Origin of the sequence: Curtobacterium sp. L3-7 (assembly GCF_048756585.1) — a bacterium.
Lineage (GTDB): Bacteria > Actinomycetota > Actinomycetes > Actinomycetales > Microbacteriaceae > Curtobacterium.
This window is the reverse complement of sequence record NZ_CP151474.1, coordinates 1,239,913-1,254,902: the sequence shown is the minus strand read 5'-3', so window position 1 is coordinate 1,254,902 and position 14,990 is coordinate 1,239,913. Positions and strand designations below refer to the sequence as shown.

Annotated in this window: 16 protein-coding genes; 4 read left to right on the top strand and 12 right to left on the bottom strand. The window is 71.3% G+C overall.

From position 1 onward, the window contains the following. Positions 1 to 441: 441 nt before the first annotated feature. The 7 genes from AAEP80_RS06305 to AAEP80_RS06275 form a co-directional block, all read right to left on the bottom strand. Complete coding sequence (locus tag AAEP80_RS06305) at positions 442 to 1,080, bottom strand: TrmH family RNA methyltransferase (protein WP_402728069.1); 639 nt, start codon at positions 1,078 to 1,080, stop codon at positions 442 to 444. 25 nt (positions 1,081 to 1,105) lie between these two features. Continuing rightward, positions 1,106 to 2,542 (bottom strand): hypothetical protein, encoded by a 1,437-nt coding sequence (locus tag AAEP80_RS06300; protein WP_420366385.1) that lies wholly within the window; start codon positions 2,540 to 2,542, stop codon positions 1,106 to 1,108. After that, entirely contained in the window at positions 2,539 to 3,303 is a 765-nt protein-coding gene (locus AAEP80_RS06295) for an ABC transporter ATP-binding protein (RefSeq protein WP_420366384.1), read from the bottom strand. The genes AAEP80_RS06300 and AAEP80_RS06295 overlap by 4 nt, the downstream gene beginning before the upstream one ends. Beyond that, positions 3,296 to 3,742 carry a hypothetical protein gene (locus AAEP80_RS06290; protein ID WP_420366383.1) on the bottom strand — a complete coding sequence of 149 codons (447 nt, stop codon included), beginning with the start codon at positions 3,740 to 3,742 and terminating at the stop codon, positions 3,296 to 3,298. Before AAEP80_RS06290 ends, AAEP80_RS06295 begins: the two co-directional genes overlap by 8 nt. Positions 3,743 to 3,804: 62 nt before the next feature. Further along, a complete protein-coding gene (locus tag AAEP80_RS06285) occupies positions 3,805 to 4,104 on the bottom strand; it encodes a hypothetical protein (RefSeq protein WP_420366382.1) in 300 nt (99 codons plus the stop codon). A 17-nt stretch (positions 4,105 to 4,121) separates the two neighbouring features. Then, complete coding sequence (locus AAEP80_RS06280) at positions 4,122 to 4,286, bottom strand: hypothetical protein (protein ID WP_402728064.1); 165 nt, start codon at positions 4,284 to 4,286, stop codon at positions 4,122 to 4,124. A gap of 172 nt (positions 4,287 to 4,458) precedes the next feature. Continuing rightward, the gene (locus tag AAEP80_RS06275) at positions 4,459 to 5,136 is read right to left on the bottom strand and encodes a TetR/AcrR family transcriptional regulator C-terminal domain-containing protein (protein WP_281266840.1); all 678 of its coding nucleotides are present in this window, start codon (positions 5,134 to 5,136) and stop codon (positions 4,459 to 4,461) included. Positions 5,137 to 5,333: 197 nt separating this feature from the next. On the opposite strand from AAEP80_RS06275, the gene AAEP80_RS06270 reads away from it, so the two are divergent. Both AAEP80_RS06270 and AAEP80_RS06265 read left to right on the top strand, forming a co-directional pair. Next, on the top strand, positions 5,334 to 6,131 hold the full coding sequence (locus AAEP80_RS06270) for an HAD-IIA family hydrolase (RefSeq protein WP_420366381.1): 798 nt from the start codon (positions 5,334 to 5,336) through the stop codon (positions 6,129 to 6,131). Further along, positions 6,132 to 6,920 carry a trans-aconitate 2-methyltransferase gene (locus tag AAEP80_RS06265; RefSeq protein ID WP_420366380.1) on the top strand — a complete coding sequence of 263 codons (789 nt, stop codon included), beginning with the start codon at positions 6,132 to 6,134 and terminating at the stop codon, positions 6,918 to 6,920. 36 nt (positions 6,921 to 6,956) lie between these two features. Here the strand turns inward: AAEP80_RS06265 and AAEP80_RS06260 are convergent, their stop codons facing one another. The 3 genes from AAEP80_RS06260 to AAEP80_RS06250 form a co-directional block, all read right to left on the bottom strand. After that, a complete protein-coding gene (locus AAEP80_RS06260) occupies positions 6,957 to 7,823 on the bottom strand; it encodes a L,D-transpeptidase (protein ID WP_420366379.1) in 867 nt (288 codons plus the stop codon). Positions 7,824 to 7,900: 77 nt separating this feature from the next. Further along, entirely contained in the window at positions 7,901 to 9,685 is a 1,785-nt protein-coding gene (locus AAEP80_RS06255; protein ID WP_420366378.1) for a phosphatase PAP2 family protein, read from the bottom strand. Positions 9,686 to 9,802: 117 nt separating this feature from the next. Beyond that, positions 9,803 to 10,702, bottom strand: a complete 900-nt coding sequence (locus AAEP80_RS06250; RefSeq protein ID WP_420366377.1) for a CPBP family intramembrane glutamic endopeptidase — start codon at positions 10,700 to 10,702, stop codon at positions 9,803 to 9,805. A gap of 80 nt (positions 10,703 to 10,782) precedes the next feature. On the opposite strand from AAEP80_RS06250, the gene AAEP80_RS06245 reads away from it, so the two are divergent. After that, a complete protein-coding gene (locus AAEP80_RS06245; RefSeq protein WP_420366376.1) occupies positions 10,783 to 11,472 on the top strand; it encodes a metal-dependent transcriptional regulator in 690 nt (229 codons plus the stop codon). Positions 11,473 to 11,693: 221 nt separating this feature from the next. Here the strand turns inward: AAEP80_RS06245 and AAEP80_RS06240 are convergent, their stop codons facing one another. Together AAEP80_RS06240 and AAEP80_RS06235 are read right to left on the bottom strand one after the other, a co-directional pair. Then, the gene (locus AAEP80_RS06240; RefSeq protein ID WP_420366375.1) at positions 11,694 to 12,983 is read right to left on the bottom strand and encodes a sodium:proton exchanger; all 1,290 of its coding nucleotides are present in this window, start codon (positions 12,981 to 12,983) and stop codon (positions 11,694 to 11,696) included. A gap of 272 nt (positions 12,984 to 13,255) precedes the next feature. Then, a complete protein-coding gene (locus tag AAEP80_RS06235; protein ID WP_413602905.1) occupies positions 13,256 to 13,897 on the bottom strand; it encodes a HEAT repeat domain-containing protein in 642 nt (213 codons plus the stop codon). A 120-nt stretch (positions 13,898 to 14,017) separates the two neighbouring features. Here AAEP80_RS06235 and AAEP80_RS06230 point away from each other — a divergent pair, with 120 nt between their 5' ends. Then, positions 14,018 to 14,971 carry an aldo/keto reductase gene (locus tag AAEP80_RS06230; RefSeq protein ID WP_420366374.1) on the top strand — a complete coding sequence of 318 codons (954 nt, stop codon included), beginning with the start codon at positions 14,018 to 14,020 and terminating at the stop codon, positions 14,969 to 14,971. The last annotated feature ends 19 nt before the right edge of the window (positions 14,972 to 14,990 follow it).

Genomic DNA, 14,990 nt, shown 5'->3' with positions numbered 1-14,990 from the left:
TGACCTTCCGGACACGACGAGGAGACCCCTTCGTGTGGTCGGGTCCACGCGTGCAGGTCAGTTTGATCAGGGATTGCCGACCGCCTCAATGGCCGACTCCTCTGATCTTGGAGGGCGGAAAGGTCGAGGACCCCTCGTTCGGGGGTTTTTCACCCCGCCGTTCACCCTGTTCGGGGGGACAGGTGTCGCCCATCGCGTCCGGTGGTGGGGGGGGGGGCTGCGGGTGCGGGTGCCGGACGTGCCGCACGTGCCGCTCGTGCCGGACTGGATCGAGTGCGCAGACGATGTGAGCGCTCCACCCCGGACGTCAGCACTTCTGCGCACTCATCTGCCGGAGCTGGCATCCGCTACCTCGGCCCCGATCGAGTGCGCAGACGTTGTCAGCGAACCACCCCGGACGTCACCACTTCTGCGCACTCGGCAGCCGGACCCGGGACGGGTTCAGCGAGGGGGCGTGGCGTGCCGGACGATCCACGCGTGCATGACGATCGCGGCGGCCGCGGACGCGTTGATGCTCCGGGTGGAGCCGTACTGCGCGATCTCGAGGTGCCCGTCCGCGCCGGCGACGGCCTCGTCGGTCAGCCCGGGCCCCTCCTGCCCGAACAGGAACACGCAGCGCTCGGGGACCTCCGCGGTCTCGAGCATCTCGGCACCAGGGGTGTTGTCGATCGCGATGACCGGGCGCCCCTCGTCGCGCATCGCCTGCAGGAAGGACGCCACGTCGGGGTGGTTCCGGACGTGCTGGTACCGGTCCGTGACCATCGCCCCGCGACGGTTCCAGCGCCGGCGCCCGATGATGTGCACGGTCCCTGCGAGGAACGCGTTCGCCGACCGGACGATCGACCCGATGTTCAGGTCGTGCTGCCAGTTCTCGATCGCGACGTCGAACCCGTGTCGACGGGTGTCGAGGTCAGCGACGATCGCCTCCATCGACCAGTACCGGTAGGCGTCGACGACGTTGCGGGTGTCCCCGTGCTCGAGCAGCTCCGGGTCGAGCCGGGGATCGTCGGGCCACGGCCGCGGGTGCGGCCCGACCCCGTGCGTCGTGCGCTCATGGGTCGGCGCGGGCTCGTCGGTCACGGCTCCAGCGTACGGGCGAGCCGGCTCAGGGACCCTCGAGGCGGGAGCGGATCCGCGCGACGGCGGCTCCGAGCGACGCGACGGCCACCACTCCGAACAACACGCCGCTGAGTCCGAGGTGGAGCAGGTCGAGCCGCGATCCTGCCCACACGACGAGCGTCTCGCACACGATGGCCAGGACGGAGGTCACAGCCACGGACGCAGGGACGTCCGCGTTCGCCGGAGCGACGCATCCCGCCGCGTAGGCCACACTCGCCGCGGCGATGAGGACGAGGGAGTGGTGCACGACGTCCGACGGTTCGGGGACGGTCCCGATCACACCGAACGCCGCGCCTGTGAGGAGCACTGCCCACACCATCCCCGCCGCGACCTGTGGGAGCACGATGCGGGTCGCGGGCGTCCGGTCTTGCCGGTAGACCCACGACCAGGTCGCCACTCGACCCCACGACAGTTCGAGCGGCGCTGCCGCGAGCATCGCGCACGCCATGAGCGCCGCGGAGGGCGGCATCACACCGTTGCGGGCGGCCACACCCACGAGGACGACCGTGACCACCGAGACCGCGAGCGACACCTGGCCGATGGGCTGCCGGACGGCCATCGCGATCTCCCGCGTGAGCCATGAACTGCCCCGGGGCAGGCATCGGCGCAGGGTGAAGAGGCGGTGGGGATGCCCGAGTGGCTCCAAACGCTGCGCGCAGCGGACGGCGAGCAGGGTGACGAGCAGGACAGCGGTGGACAGCACCGCGGCGGACAAGGCGACGACCGATCCGTCGACACCCTGTCGCATCGTGACGATCTCCGACCAGATCGCCGCCGCCGGGGCCCTCCCCTCCCGCGCAGCGGCTGTGGAGTCGTAGACCGTCACCCCGACCACCGTCACCGCGCCGAGGATCGCGATGAGCTGGACTGCGGCCGAACTGAGCCGGACCGCGGTGCCGATGAGGCGGAGGCTCTCCGCGACGATCGCGATCCCGAGGGCCGACGCGACGTTCGTTGCGAGCAGCGCGCACGCGGTGAACGGGCCGTCGCCGACGATCGACCCGAGGTACACCGACGGACCGATGGTCAACGCCCCGGACGCCGTCGTGATGAGCACCACGAAGGGAATGGACTCGCCCAGTCGGGCAGGGACACGACGCGCTGAGAGCACCTGGGCCGAGATCCGCACGGCGGAGTTGCCAGGTGCGAGGATCAGCACCAGGACCGCGATCCCTCCCGCACTCGCCACCTGCGCTGCGGAGAGGGCATCGACCAGCTGCGCGGCGTCGATGTACGACGCCTCGACGGCGTCGGCCGGGAGGAACCGCGCGAGGAAGTCGTACGCCACGACGTTGTACAGCACGACGGCGGCTCCGACGATCGCCGCGATGACCGTGGCGACCGCTCGACCGCCGACCGCTTGCTCGATGTGCCTGAAGAGGACGAGACCGGTCGTGCGCGCGATGGCGAAGGTGGGCGTCATCGACGCGACCGTTCCGCGCGCGCCAGTGCACCGACGAACAGCGCACTGGAGCGCGCGACGGACTCGCCGATCCCGGTCGTCGCGAGGAAGACGTCCTCGATCGAGCGTCCTCCCGCCGCGAGCTCGCGCACACTGTCGTCGACGATGAGGCGTCCCTGCTGGAGGACCAGGAAGCGCGTGGCCGTCGTCTGCGCAGATGGCAGGTCGTGTGTCGAGAGCAAGACGGCGCCTCCGTGCTCGGCGAAGTCGTGGATCAGCGCGCGCAGCAGCGCTCCGGACTCTGGATCGAGACCGCGGAGCGGCTCGTCGAGGATGAGGACGCTCGGACCTCGGAGCAGAGCCGCGAGGAGCTGGAGCTTCCGCTTCATCCCGTGGCTGAACGTGGACAGCAGCCGACCAGCCGCGTCGTCGAGCCGGAGGCACTCGAGCAGCCGCTGCCGATGTCCGGCCCCGACACGAGATCCATGCAACGCCTCGGCGAAGTCGAGGTACTCGTGGCCGGTCAGGAGTTCGGGGAGCGGGAGGTCGTCCGGGCAGAACCCGATGCCGGTGTAGCCACCCGCTCTGATCCGGACGCCGTCTGCGAGGACATCACCCGAGGTCGGCTTCGTGAGACCGGTGATGACGTGGATCAGCGTGCTCTTCCCGGCCCCGTTCGGACCGACGAGCGCAACGACCTCGCCCGGCTCGATGGCGAAGGAGACATCGGCCAGCACCGCACTGTGCCCGTAGGACTTGGACACGGCTCGGACTTCAAGCATCAGGATCTCCTTCGATCGCGCGACGGACCTGGCTGCCGTCTGCGGCATGACGAGTCAGGCTGAGGAGGTGGACGGAGAACAGCGCGACGACGGGGTACGCGAGGATGAACGGGATCGGGAGCACGAGGATGAGGAGTCCGGAGGCCATCGCCGCGAAGGGGCCGGCGATCGCCACGGCGCCGTCCGCGTTGGTGCCGAGACTCCACCGGACAACACTCCCGGACGCCCACGCCCCGCGTCCCACGACGATCGCCCGGGCAGGATCGGCGAAGAGCACGTGCGCAACCGCGTGGCCGAGTTCGTGGATGAAGGACGACAGCACGAACAGCGAGAGCGCGACGACCATCGGTCCGAGGACGGCAGGGCCGAAGGCGACGACTCCGACGGTGCAGATCGCTGCGCCGGGCACGACCACGACGCCGAGGACGACGAGCGTCACTCGCCAGGAAGCCTGGCCGGCGGCGATGATCGCCGCCGGCCAAACTTCGCGCCTGCGATGTGTCACCCTCGGGGTACGGCCGCCCGGGTACCCGCTGCCGATCGACGCGAGATGAGCCAGGCGAGCACAGCTCCGACGAGCGCGAGACCGACCGGGACGATCAAGAGACCGGGACCGCCGACCGCGGTCGCAGACCCCTCGATGGTCGAAGCGTGGACGATGGGCCCGATGGTCACGGCACCGTCGCCACTGAGCACGGACGCGAACGCCCACAGCCACAGCCCGCCGTCGATGACGATGCCGGAGAGCAGCCCCAACATCCCTCCGAGGAACGTGCCGAACAGAGTGCGCTGCGTGGTCATGAGAGCCATTCCGCCGCTCACTTCAGCTTGTGGCAGGTGACCTTCACGGTCCAGTCGGACAGGCTCACGACGGAGTCGAGGACCCCACCGTTCGCCGCGCAGAGAGCGACGGCGCCGATCACGATCGTTGCGCCGAGCGCGAGCAGGACGACGATCGCCACGACGAGGATGATCGGGATCACGCCGTTCGATCGAACAGCGGGGTGAGCGGAACGCCAGGCGTTGATCAGTGAGACCTGAGCTGCATAGGCGGACGGCGACAATGCGGTCATTCGAAGACCCCCTTCTTGTTGATGTGTGAAATCCTGGCGTTCCGCACTCCACGTGTCAAGGAGTTTTCGTCGATCCCGGAAATCAGCGGACGCGGGACTCGATCCCCGCGAGCAGGATGTCCAGTCCGAGCGAGAACCGGTCGTCGTACGAGTGCGACCCGAGGATCTCACCGACGAGCGCGTGCCGCTCCGGGCGCCCGGCCTCGGCGTCACCACGACCGACCTGCACGCCGGCGTGCCCGACGACGAAGTCGTACACGACGAAGAACGCGTACATCGCCTCGGTGTCGGACAGCCCGGCGGAACGGAGCGCGCCGACGACCTTCGCGACGACCGCGTCCGACTCGCTCGACACCAGCGGCGCCCGGCTGCTGTGCGACTCGAGCACGAGCGGGTGGGTGCGCATCAGGTCCCGGAAGGTGGTGGCGAACACGCGGACGATCTCCCGCCAGTCCGTCGGCCACACGAACGTCGCCGTGAACTCGTCGACCGTCCGGCGCACGAGCTCCGCGTGCAGGTCGTCGAGCCCGCCGATCGTCCGGTGCACCGTCATCGGCGCGACCCCGAGCCGGTTGCCGAGGGCACGGAACGACAGCCGCTCGAGACCGTCCTCGTTCGCGATCGCCGTCGCCGCGTCGATGACCTGCTCGCGGGTGAGCACGTTCGGCCGCCCCCGACGTCGTCGCGGCGCCGCCGGCACGACGGCGTCACCGGCCGTCGGTCGTGGGGTGGCGGACGGGCTTCCGGGTTCGACGAGCACGGGTGGTTCTCCTGGTTTCGGACGGGTCCCGCAGTTTCGGTACGGGTCTCCAAAAGCGTACGGCAAAGCCGAACGACGTTCGGTGTCTCGACCATCTCGGGTCCACGAGCGGCGCGCAAGAGCCGATCCGAGCCTCCCGGCCTTTTCCGAGCCGGCCACGGGCGGCGTGGCAACCGGCGCGCACTAGGGTGAGGAACATGGCAACCCGCGACGAGGTCGAGTGCTGGCTGACGGACATGGACGGCGTCCTCGTCCACGAGAACCAGGCGCTCCCCGGTGCCCCGGAACTCATCCAGCAGTGGCTCGAGGAGGGCACGGAGTTCCTCGTCCTCACGAACAACTCGATCTTCACGCCGCGCGACCTCAGCGCCCGCCTCCGCTGGTCCGGGATCGACGTGCCGGAGGACCGCATCTGGACGAGCGCCCTCGCGACGGCGGACTTCTGCAAGTCGCAGATGCCGGGCGGCTCCGCGTTCGTCATCGGCGAGGCCGGCATGACCACCGCCCTCCACGAGGCCGGCTTCATCATGACCGAGACCGCCCCCGACTACGTCGTCGTCGGCGAGACCCGCAACTACTCGTTCGAGGCGATCACCAAGGCCGTCCGCCTGATCCGCGACGGCGCCCGCTTCATCGTCACGAACCCCGACGCGACGGGCCCGAGCGCCGAGGGCGTCCTGCCCGCGACGGGTGCCATCGCCGCGATGATCGAGAAGGCCACCGGCAAGCAGCCCTACGTGGTCGGCAAGCCGAACCCGATGATGTTCCGCTCCGCGATGAACCGGATCGGCGCACACTCCGAGAACACCGGCATGATCGGCGACCGCATGGACACCGACGTGCAGGCCGGCATCGAAGCGGGGCTCCACACCGTCCTCGTCATGACGGGCATCAGCGACCAGGCCGAGATCGACCGCTACCCGTTCCGCCCGAGCGAGGTCATCTCCGGCGTCCACGAACTCGTCCGCACCGAGCCCATCGAAGTCGAGATGTAGGTGCGCTGGGACCCGGCCCGCTACGCGGCCTTCAGCGACGAGCGGTCGCGTCCGTTCCACGACCTGGTCACCCGGATCGGACGGGAGGCTCCCCGTCGCGTCGTCGACCTCGGCTGCGGTCCAGGGACCCTCACCGCCACCCTCGCCGAACGCTGGCCGTCGGCTCGCGTCGTCGGGATGGACTCCTCGGCCGAGATGCTCGCCGATGCGGCAAGCGTCGCGTCCGCGCATCAGAACCTGTCGTTCGAGCAGCGTGCCATCGAGGACTGGTCCCCCACCGCGGAGGACGACGTCGTCGTGACGAACGCCGCACTGCAGTGGGTCCCGTCGCACGTGTCGCTGCTGCCGGGGTGGCTCGCCGCGATGCCGTCGGGGTCGTGGTTCGCGATGCAGGTCCCCGGGAACTTCGACTCTCCCTCGCACGCGCTGATGCGGTCCGTCGCGGCGGACGGGCCGTGGGCGAGCGCGCTCGAGGGCGTCTTGCGCGCTGATCCCGTGCTGGACCCCGCGGGCTACCTGGAGCTGTTCGAGTCGAACGGCTTCCGCGCGGACGCCTGGGAGACGACGTACGCGCAGCTCCTGCACGGGTCCGACCCCGTGCTCGACTGGGTCCGCGGGACGGGTCTCCGTCCAGCGCTCGCGGCACTCGACGCTGCCGATCCCTCCGGCGCGCTGTCCGGTGCGTACGAGTCCGAGTACGCGGCCCGCTTGCGGCAGGCGTACCCGGCGGGCCCGCACGGCACGGTCTACCCCTTCCGGCGCGTCTTCGCCGTCGCCCGCAGGTCCTGACGCCCGCACGTCCTGACGCCCCGGACGCGACGGGCACTACTGCACGGTGACGAGGGTGCCGAGCGGGAGGGCGTTGATCGCGGCCACGGCGTCGGCGTCGAGGCGGACGCAGCCGTGCGACACCGCTCCGGAGGTCTCGGCGTTCCAGTGCATGCCGATGAGCCCGCCGTCGTGTCCGCCGTACGGCTCGTCGGCCGCGGCGGAGTGCAGCGAGGTGAGCTGGATCGGGTGGTCGCCGGTCCCCTGGGACGGGTCGACGTAGCGCTGCTCGAGGTACCCCGTCACGCCGGTCGGTGTCGGGGTGTCCGCCGTGCCGACCCCGGCGGAGAACCGCTGCTGCACGGCGCCCGACGCGGCGACGATCGAGACGCTCTGGTCCGCTGTCGAGATCACCACGTGCGACGTCGGGGTCGACACCTCCGTCAGGGACGCGACCGGCACCCAGGCCGAGGTCTGCGCGGCGGCCGATCCCCCGGCTGCAGAGGGCAGCTGCTGCCGGGCGGGGGTGAGCACGAGTTCCCACGGGCCCTCACGGCGGAGCCCCACGACGGTCGTCGGCTGCTGCAGGAAGTCCGTCGCGGCGAAGCGGGCGACGGGCTCCGTGCGGTCCGAGCCGAACAGCGGCGCGTCCGCTCGCAGCCGGAAGACGGTGTCCTTCGTGACGGTGTCCCGCACGGGCATCAGCCCGCCGATGACCGCGGAGTACTGCGCCTCCGGGAGCGCGGCGAGCGCCGACTCGCTCACGGACGGCACGGCGGGGGCGGAGGCGACCGGCCGGGCGGATGCCGACACGGCCGAGGACGGCGCGGACGTGCCGCCGAGGAGCGGGATCGTGACGGCGCCGGCGACGACGACGGCCGCTGCCGCGATGCCGACGGTGGTCCAGATGGTGCGCTTGCGCATGGGGTGGAGGTGCCTTCCTGTGGAGGCCGGCGCGGCTTCGGGGAGCCGCGCCGGGCCTCCAGTCCGGTCGCTGTGGATCAGCCGCTGACGACGGGCAGGTGGATGCCGGTCGTCACCGGGCTGGTGCCGGTACCGGTCCCGCCTGCCGCGGCGGGCGCCGCCGTGACGGTGATCGCCAGCGGGTCGGTCAGCACCGACGCACCGGACGCGTCCGCGACGTCGATCGTGTGCGATCCTGCTGCGGTGTCCGCGGGGATCGTGACGCTGCCCGAGACGGCGCCGGCGGCGTCGGCCGTGAGCGTGCCGACGACCACCGGGTCGCTGTGGAGCACGACCTGGTAGGACTCCCCGGCGGTGAACCCGGTGCCGGCGAGGGCGAGCTGGCTGCCGGCCTGCACCGACGTGCCGTTCGGCGCGGTGAGGTGCGCGGACAGGACCGAGGCCTGCCCGCCGGTGGCGACCACCTTCACGGAGCCGTCGTCAGCGACCGCGACCGTGGCGCTCGTCGCGGCGGCGAGGTCGAGCCGCTCCCACGAGCCGCTCGCGCTGCCGGACTGGTCGAGCGGCGAGCCCGACGGGATCTCGGTCTGCGCGAGCACCGAGGTGCGCTGCGCGTCGGTGAGCGTCGGGAACGCGGTGAGGAGCAGGTTCTCGGCACCGGCCGGGACGGACGGGGCGAGGCCCGTGGTGCCGGTCGCCGCGAAGCCGTAGGTCATGCGCTCCTGGTAGACCTGCACGGCCGAGGCGCGGTCGGTGACGACCTGGGACGTGCCGCCGGGGATGGCCTTGCCGCCGTAGGGGTCGTTCTCGTACGGCTTCTCCGCGGCGATGCAGTTCGCGAGGGTGTCGCCGCACTTCGACTCGAGGTAGCTGACGAGCTCCTTGCGGGCCGGCTCGAGGACGTCGGTGCGGTACTGGGTGTCCGACCAGCGGGCTGCGAGGGCGGCCTCGCCGTCGATGCGCCCGCCGATGATGTCGAGCGGGTAGTGCACGCCGAGGACGATGCGGTCGTTGCCGGCCTCCGACGTGCGGGCGAGGATCTCCGGCGCGAGCTCGGGGACGAGCGTCGCGAGGGTGATGCCGGCCTGGTACGCCGTCGTCGTGTGGCCGCTCGGGTACGAGCCGCCGGTGCAGATGCCCTTCGTGCCGTAGCCGGCGTCGAGCACGACGTCGTTCGGGGAGAACTCCTTCGTCGTGTCGGTCTGCGGGGCGACGCGGGTGATGTCGAGCGTGCCGTCCGCGCTGGCCCATGCCTTGCCGACCCGGTTCGGCGTGACGGACGATGCGTTCACCGTCGCCGGGGCGCAGCCCGTCTGGTCGTCGCCGGCCGGGAGCGTGGCCGTCGTCGTGCCGGGCAGGTACGGACGCGGGTAGCTGTAGTGCGCCTTGGCGTCACCGGTGCTGACGTACGCGCCGGTGGTCCCGTTCGAGCTGTTGATGAGCGCGCTCGTCAGCGGCAGGTCACCGTTCGTCCGGCCGTCGACGTAGATCTTCTCGAGCGCGTCGCCGAGGCCCTGCGCCACCGTGAAGGACTGGTCGTAGGCGGAGTTCGTGGCGTTGTTGTACTCGGAGTCCTGCAGCGCCGTGAACTGCTGCGCCTTCGTCGCGTTCTGGTTGATCCACGAGGTCAGCTCGTCGTTCTTCGCGAGCGTCGCGGGGTCGACGACGGTGCCGTGCAGGTCGTTGACGCCGCTGGACTTCCAGAACGCGTCGTAGCCGCTGAGCAGCGAGACGAGGTCGGGCTTCGTGGTGTCGCTCGGGTAGCTCGCGGCGGAGGCCGTGAGGGGGTTGCCGATGACCAGGGCCGTCGCGACGCCCGCGACGATCACCCCCGTGGCCATGGCGCGTGCGGATGTGCGCATGCGTGGTTGCCGTCCGGAGCCGGACGGCGCTCCTCTCTGTGGACCGACGGCGTCGGTGTCGACTGGGATCGACGCGACGGTAAGGAGGCTCGGTGTCGGTCCGAGGAACGGCCGGGGTCAGGCAGGTGAACCGGTCGGAGTGTCTGTGCGGGTTCGCAGGTCGTACCACTCCGGAACGGGGCGGCGTTGCTCGGCCAACGGGTTTGGGGGGACGTCGCGCCACCGCCGCCGGAGTCTGCGCGGAGCATCGTCCCGCCACGAGACGAGCCCACCGGCCACGATCCCGAGGACCAGCACCGCGAAGGCGCCGATCCCGATGACGCCGGCGACGGCCATCGTGCCGAGGTCACCCCGCGCCGTCGCCGACACCGCGATCGACCCGAAGTCCCAGAACGCGTGCAGCAGCACCGGCAGCAGCAGACCGCCCGAGAGCCGCCGGGCGACGTACAGCACGGAGCCGAAGGACGCCGCGAACACGACCTGGATCAGCGTGGGTCCGATGCCGGCGCCGGCGAGGGCGTTGAGCAGGTGCAGCAGGCCGAAGAGCACGCACGAGACGATCCACACGCCGAACTCCGGCAGCCGCCGCCGGAGCCCCACGAGCAGCACGCCGCGGGTCATCAGCTCCTCGAAGAACCCGACGAACAGCACGCCGATGCCGAGCAGCAGGAAGTAGTGCCACGGGAGCGCCGTCCAGTCGACGAGCGGCAGCCGGACCAGGCAGACGACGAGGATCAGCGCCGGGGCGATCCACGTCCAGCGCAGCGGACTCCTGGTCGTGTCGACCGTCGCGATGCGCCACCAGCCGAGCGCCGTCACGACGACGGCGAGCGCCAGCGCGGCGATGCCCTCCGGGACGACGAGCGCCCGGACGACGCTGTCGACCGTCTCGCCGAGGGAGGGGTAGTCGTCGCTCGGTCGGGACCGCCAGGCGCTGATGCCGGCGAACACCACGAGGGGCGCGAGGCCGACCAGGAGCGACGGTGGGACGGGCCAGCGCCGTCGTTCGGATGCCATGCCTGTTTGTACCATTGCGGTATGCGACTCCCTTCTCTGTCCACGATGGCCCGTTGTGGCCACAGCACTACGGCGGCGTGATGCGACTCCCTTCGCTCTCCACGATGGCGGAGGACTACGTCAAGCTGATCTGGAAGGCCCGCGAGCGCGGGGACACCGGCATCGCCACCCGGGACATCGCCGCGTCGTTGAAGGTCTCCGCGTCGACCGTCTCGGGCAACCTCCGGAAGCTCGACCGCGACGGCCTGATCGAGCACACCCCGTACTACGGCGTCGTGCTCACGCCCCTCGGACAGCAGGTCGCCGTGGCGATGGTCCGGCGGCACCGCCTGATCGAGTCGTTCCTGGTGTCCCGGCTGGGCTACACGTGGGACGAGGTGCACACGGAGGCGGAGGCGCTCGAGCACGCGGTGTCGGAGACGTTCCTCGACCGTGTCGACGCCGACCTCGGGCACCCGACGCACGACCCGCACGGTGACCCGATCCCGCGCGCGGACGGCACGCTGCCGGACTCCCCCGGGGCGCTCCTCGGCACGATCGCGCCCGGCGCCTGCGGGACCGTCGGCCGGGTGTCGGACGACGACCCCTCGCTGCTGCGGTACTTCGACGAGCTCGGCGTCGGGCTCGGCACCCACCTCCGCGTGGAGCAGGTCCGGGACTACGCGGGGGTCATCGCGGTGTCCCGGCGCGCGGAGGACGGCACGGAGTCGCTCGTCGACCTGCCCGCCGCTGCCGCCGGCGCGATCTGGCTCGCCCCCGACGCCGACTGACCCCGGGGCGCGCTCGCCTCGCGCGAACCCGACTGACCCCGGGGCGCGCTCGCCTCGCGCGAACCCGACTGGTCACGACACCCCGTTCACGTCCGCCGAACGGTCACGAGTCGTCGCCCGGTGCAGCCCGCACCGACGTTCTCCGACCACTCGCCGGCCACGAACGGTGTGTCGGACACCGAACCTCGACGAGCCCCGGCCCCCGGAGCCCCGCCCCGCCCCTACCGCAGCGCGGGGGACGACGGGCGGCGGAACGGGGCCGCGATCGTCGGCAGGATGTCGCGGCGGTTGATCCAGAACACCACGAGGGCCGCGACGAGGTGCACGATGCTCAGCACCCAGCGCCCGTTCGTGTCCGTGACGAAGAACTGCACCGCGAACAGCGCCGCCAGCGCGATCGCCGACCAGCGGTGGAAGCGCAGCGCGATGATGATCGCGACACCGAGCAGGGTCTGCGACGCGGTCAGCATGAACTCCTCGACCTGCCGGGAGTCGAGCGGCAGCCCGCCGGTGGTGCCACCGCCGAGGACGTGTGCGATCGGCAGCGACCCGACGAGCAGCGACCACTGGTTCACCTTCGACGCGATGAGCGTGCCGATCGCCGCCCCGCCCATGCCGCGCAGCGCGAACAGCGCCGCGACGATGAACTCCGGCGCCTCGGTCGCCAGCGGCGCGAGCCACTGCACGAGGAAGTAGCTGTCGATACCGAGCGCACTGCCCGACTCGACGAGGGCGTCGGCGAACGGCTCCGCCGAGGACAGGATGACGGCGGCGGCCACGACGAACAGCGCGACGATCGTCCAGCGCCGGGCGCGCTGCGGCATCGACGCGATGTTCCCGGCCATGCCGACGATCTCCTCGTCCTCGCCGTCGTCGTCCGACACCTTCGACGCGCGCCACAGGTACACGACGAACGCGGCGAGCAGGACGAACCCGAACCACATCGGGATGGACCCCATCAGCGGGATGAGGAACGCGATGACGGCGAGGAGCGCCAGGAACCCGATGTCCACGCGCGACGACCGTGACAGCTCGAGCACCCGGGTGGCCGAGGCGGGCAGTGATCCGACGCGGACGAAGCGCCGTGCCACGAGCAGCGAGATGATCACGACGAGCGGCCACCCGAACCCGAGGAGCAGCCGGTTCGAGCCGGTCATGTTGGCGGCGGCGAACTGCTCGTACGACGGGTCGTACCCGGAGCGGAACGCGTAGTACAGGTCGACGGCGTACTCGGGCAGCACGGCGATGAGCGCCAGGATCGCGATGGCCAGCGCGCCGGCGATGTCCTTCTGCGCGGCCTCGGCGGCCCAGGCGAGCAGGAACGACGCGGCGACGACGGCTGCGCCGAAGACCAGCAGGTCGACGACGGGGTTCGGCGCGAACCCGCCGACCCGGAAGACGACGGCCGGCAGGGCGATGGCGATGCAGATCGCGATGCGACCCCAGGCACTCGCGCCCATCCGGGACACCGGCCGATCGCGCGCCGGTGCAGGTGACAGGGTGTTCGTCATGGTGGTCCTCGTGGTCGAGCCATGACGCGGCGCACGGGAGCGGCTTCGGCCATGGCGGAACGGCCGAAGGTCTCGCTCGCCCCGACCGGAGTCGAAGGTGGTGCACCGGGCCGATCGTCGTGATGGCCAGTGTGTCGATGCACGCGCTGGGAGCTACTCCCCTTCGACACCCACTCTGGCGCGCGCCGATCCGCATGTGCAAGCCGATCGGCCCTGTTCGGCACCCCGAATCCGGGACTTGGTGCGCCCGCCCCGGAACGGCGCGGGCGCCCTCAGCCCTTGGCGGAACGCGTCCGGCCCAGCGCCACCTCGCGCCGAGCACGCTCGAGCGCCAGCGACGACCCCGCGGAGGGGTCGTGCAGCAGGCGCACGGTGTCAGCGGCGTGCGTCCGGGCGGCCTCACTGCGACCGGCCGCGTCCTCGAGCACCGGCTCGACGACGTCCGCGCCGAGTCCCACGAGCGCGCGACTCAGGGCGAGGCGCGTCTCACGGTCCCCCTGGCCGAGCTGCACCGCGAGTCGGCGCGCGAGGTCGGCGCGTCCGTCGTCGGGCACGAGCGCGACCGCGGCACGCCAGGCGGTGCGGACGACGCCGGGGTCGATGTCCCCGAGCCGCTCGGTCACCTGTGGGTACACCGAGCCGTCCCCGATCTTCGAGAGCGTGTGCAACGCCTGGCTCCGCGCCTGGGCCTCCTGACGCTCGAGTTCCGGGAGCACCCGCGGCACGACGCGCTCCGCCGGGAGCCGGATGAGCGCCCACGTGAGCATCTCCCGCACCTGGAAGTCCGGCTCGACGGCGCACTGCTCCACGAGCACGTCGAGGTCGGCCGGGTCAGGGGTCGTCCCCGCCGCCATGACCGCCCGGAGTCGAGCGGACGCGGTGCCGGTTGCGAGGACGTCGGAGAGCGTGGTCATGCCACCAGTCTGCCGACTGCCACCGACCGCACTCCCACCGAGGTCACGGACCCCGAGCCGCTCGCAAGAACCGAGGCCTACGGTGGAGCGGTCGAACAGTTCCACCACGAAAGGACCCCCATGCCCCGCATCGGATCGAGCGACCTCTCCGTGTTCCCCCTCGCCCTCGGCGGCAACGTCTTCGGCTGGACCGCTGACGAATCGACCTCCCATCAGGTCCTCGACGCCTACACGGCGGCTGGCGGCGACTTCATCGACACCGCCGACGTCTACTCCGCCTGGGCACCGGGCAACTCGGGCGGCGAGTCCGAGACCGTGATCGGCTCCTGGCTCGCGAAGTCCGGCAAGCGCGACGACGTCGTCATCGCGACGAAGGGCTCGCAGCACCCCGAGTTCCAGGGTCTCGGCGCCGACACCGTCGCGAAGGCCGCCCGCGCGAGCCTCCAGCGCCTCGGCACGGACCGCATCGACCTGTACTACGCGCACTTCGACGACCAGGACACCCCGCTCGAGGAGACCGTCCGCGCGTTCGACCAGCTCGTGCGCGACGGGATCGTCCGGTACACCGCGATCTCGAACTACTCGAAGGACCGCGCGGCGGAGTGGATCCGCATCGCGGACGAGCACGGCCTCGCGAAGCCCGTCGCGATCCAGCCGCACTACAACCTCGTCACGCGGGAGCCCTACGAGTCCGAGATCGCGCCGCTCGCCCACGAGCACGGCCTCGGCGTCGTGCCGTACTTCTCCCTCGCCGCCGGTTTCCTGACGGGCAAGTACCGCTCGAAGGAGGACTTCGCCGGCAAGGACCGCGAGGGCCAGGTCTCCGGGTACTTCACCGACGCCGGCCTCGAGGTCGTCGACTCCCTGTCGTCGATCGCGACGGCGCACGACACCGAGATCGCCACGGTCGCGCTCGCCTGGCTGCAGGCGCAGCCCGACGTCGTCGCCCCGATCGCGTCGGCGCGGAACACCGAGCAGCTCCCGGCGCTCCTCGCCTCCGCCGAGCTGACGCTCACCGCGGACGAACTGCAGACGCTGTCCGACGCCTCCGCGAAGGTGCCGGCCACGGCCTGAGACCGCGCCACACGACGGA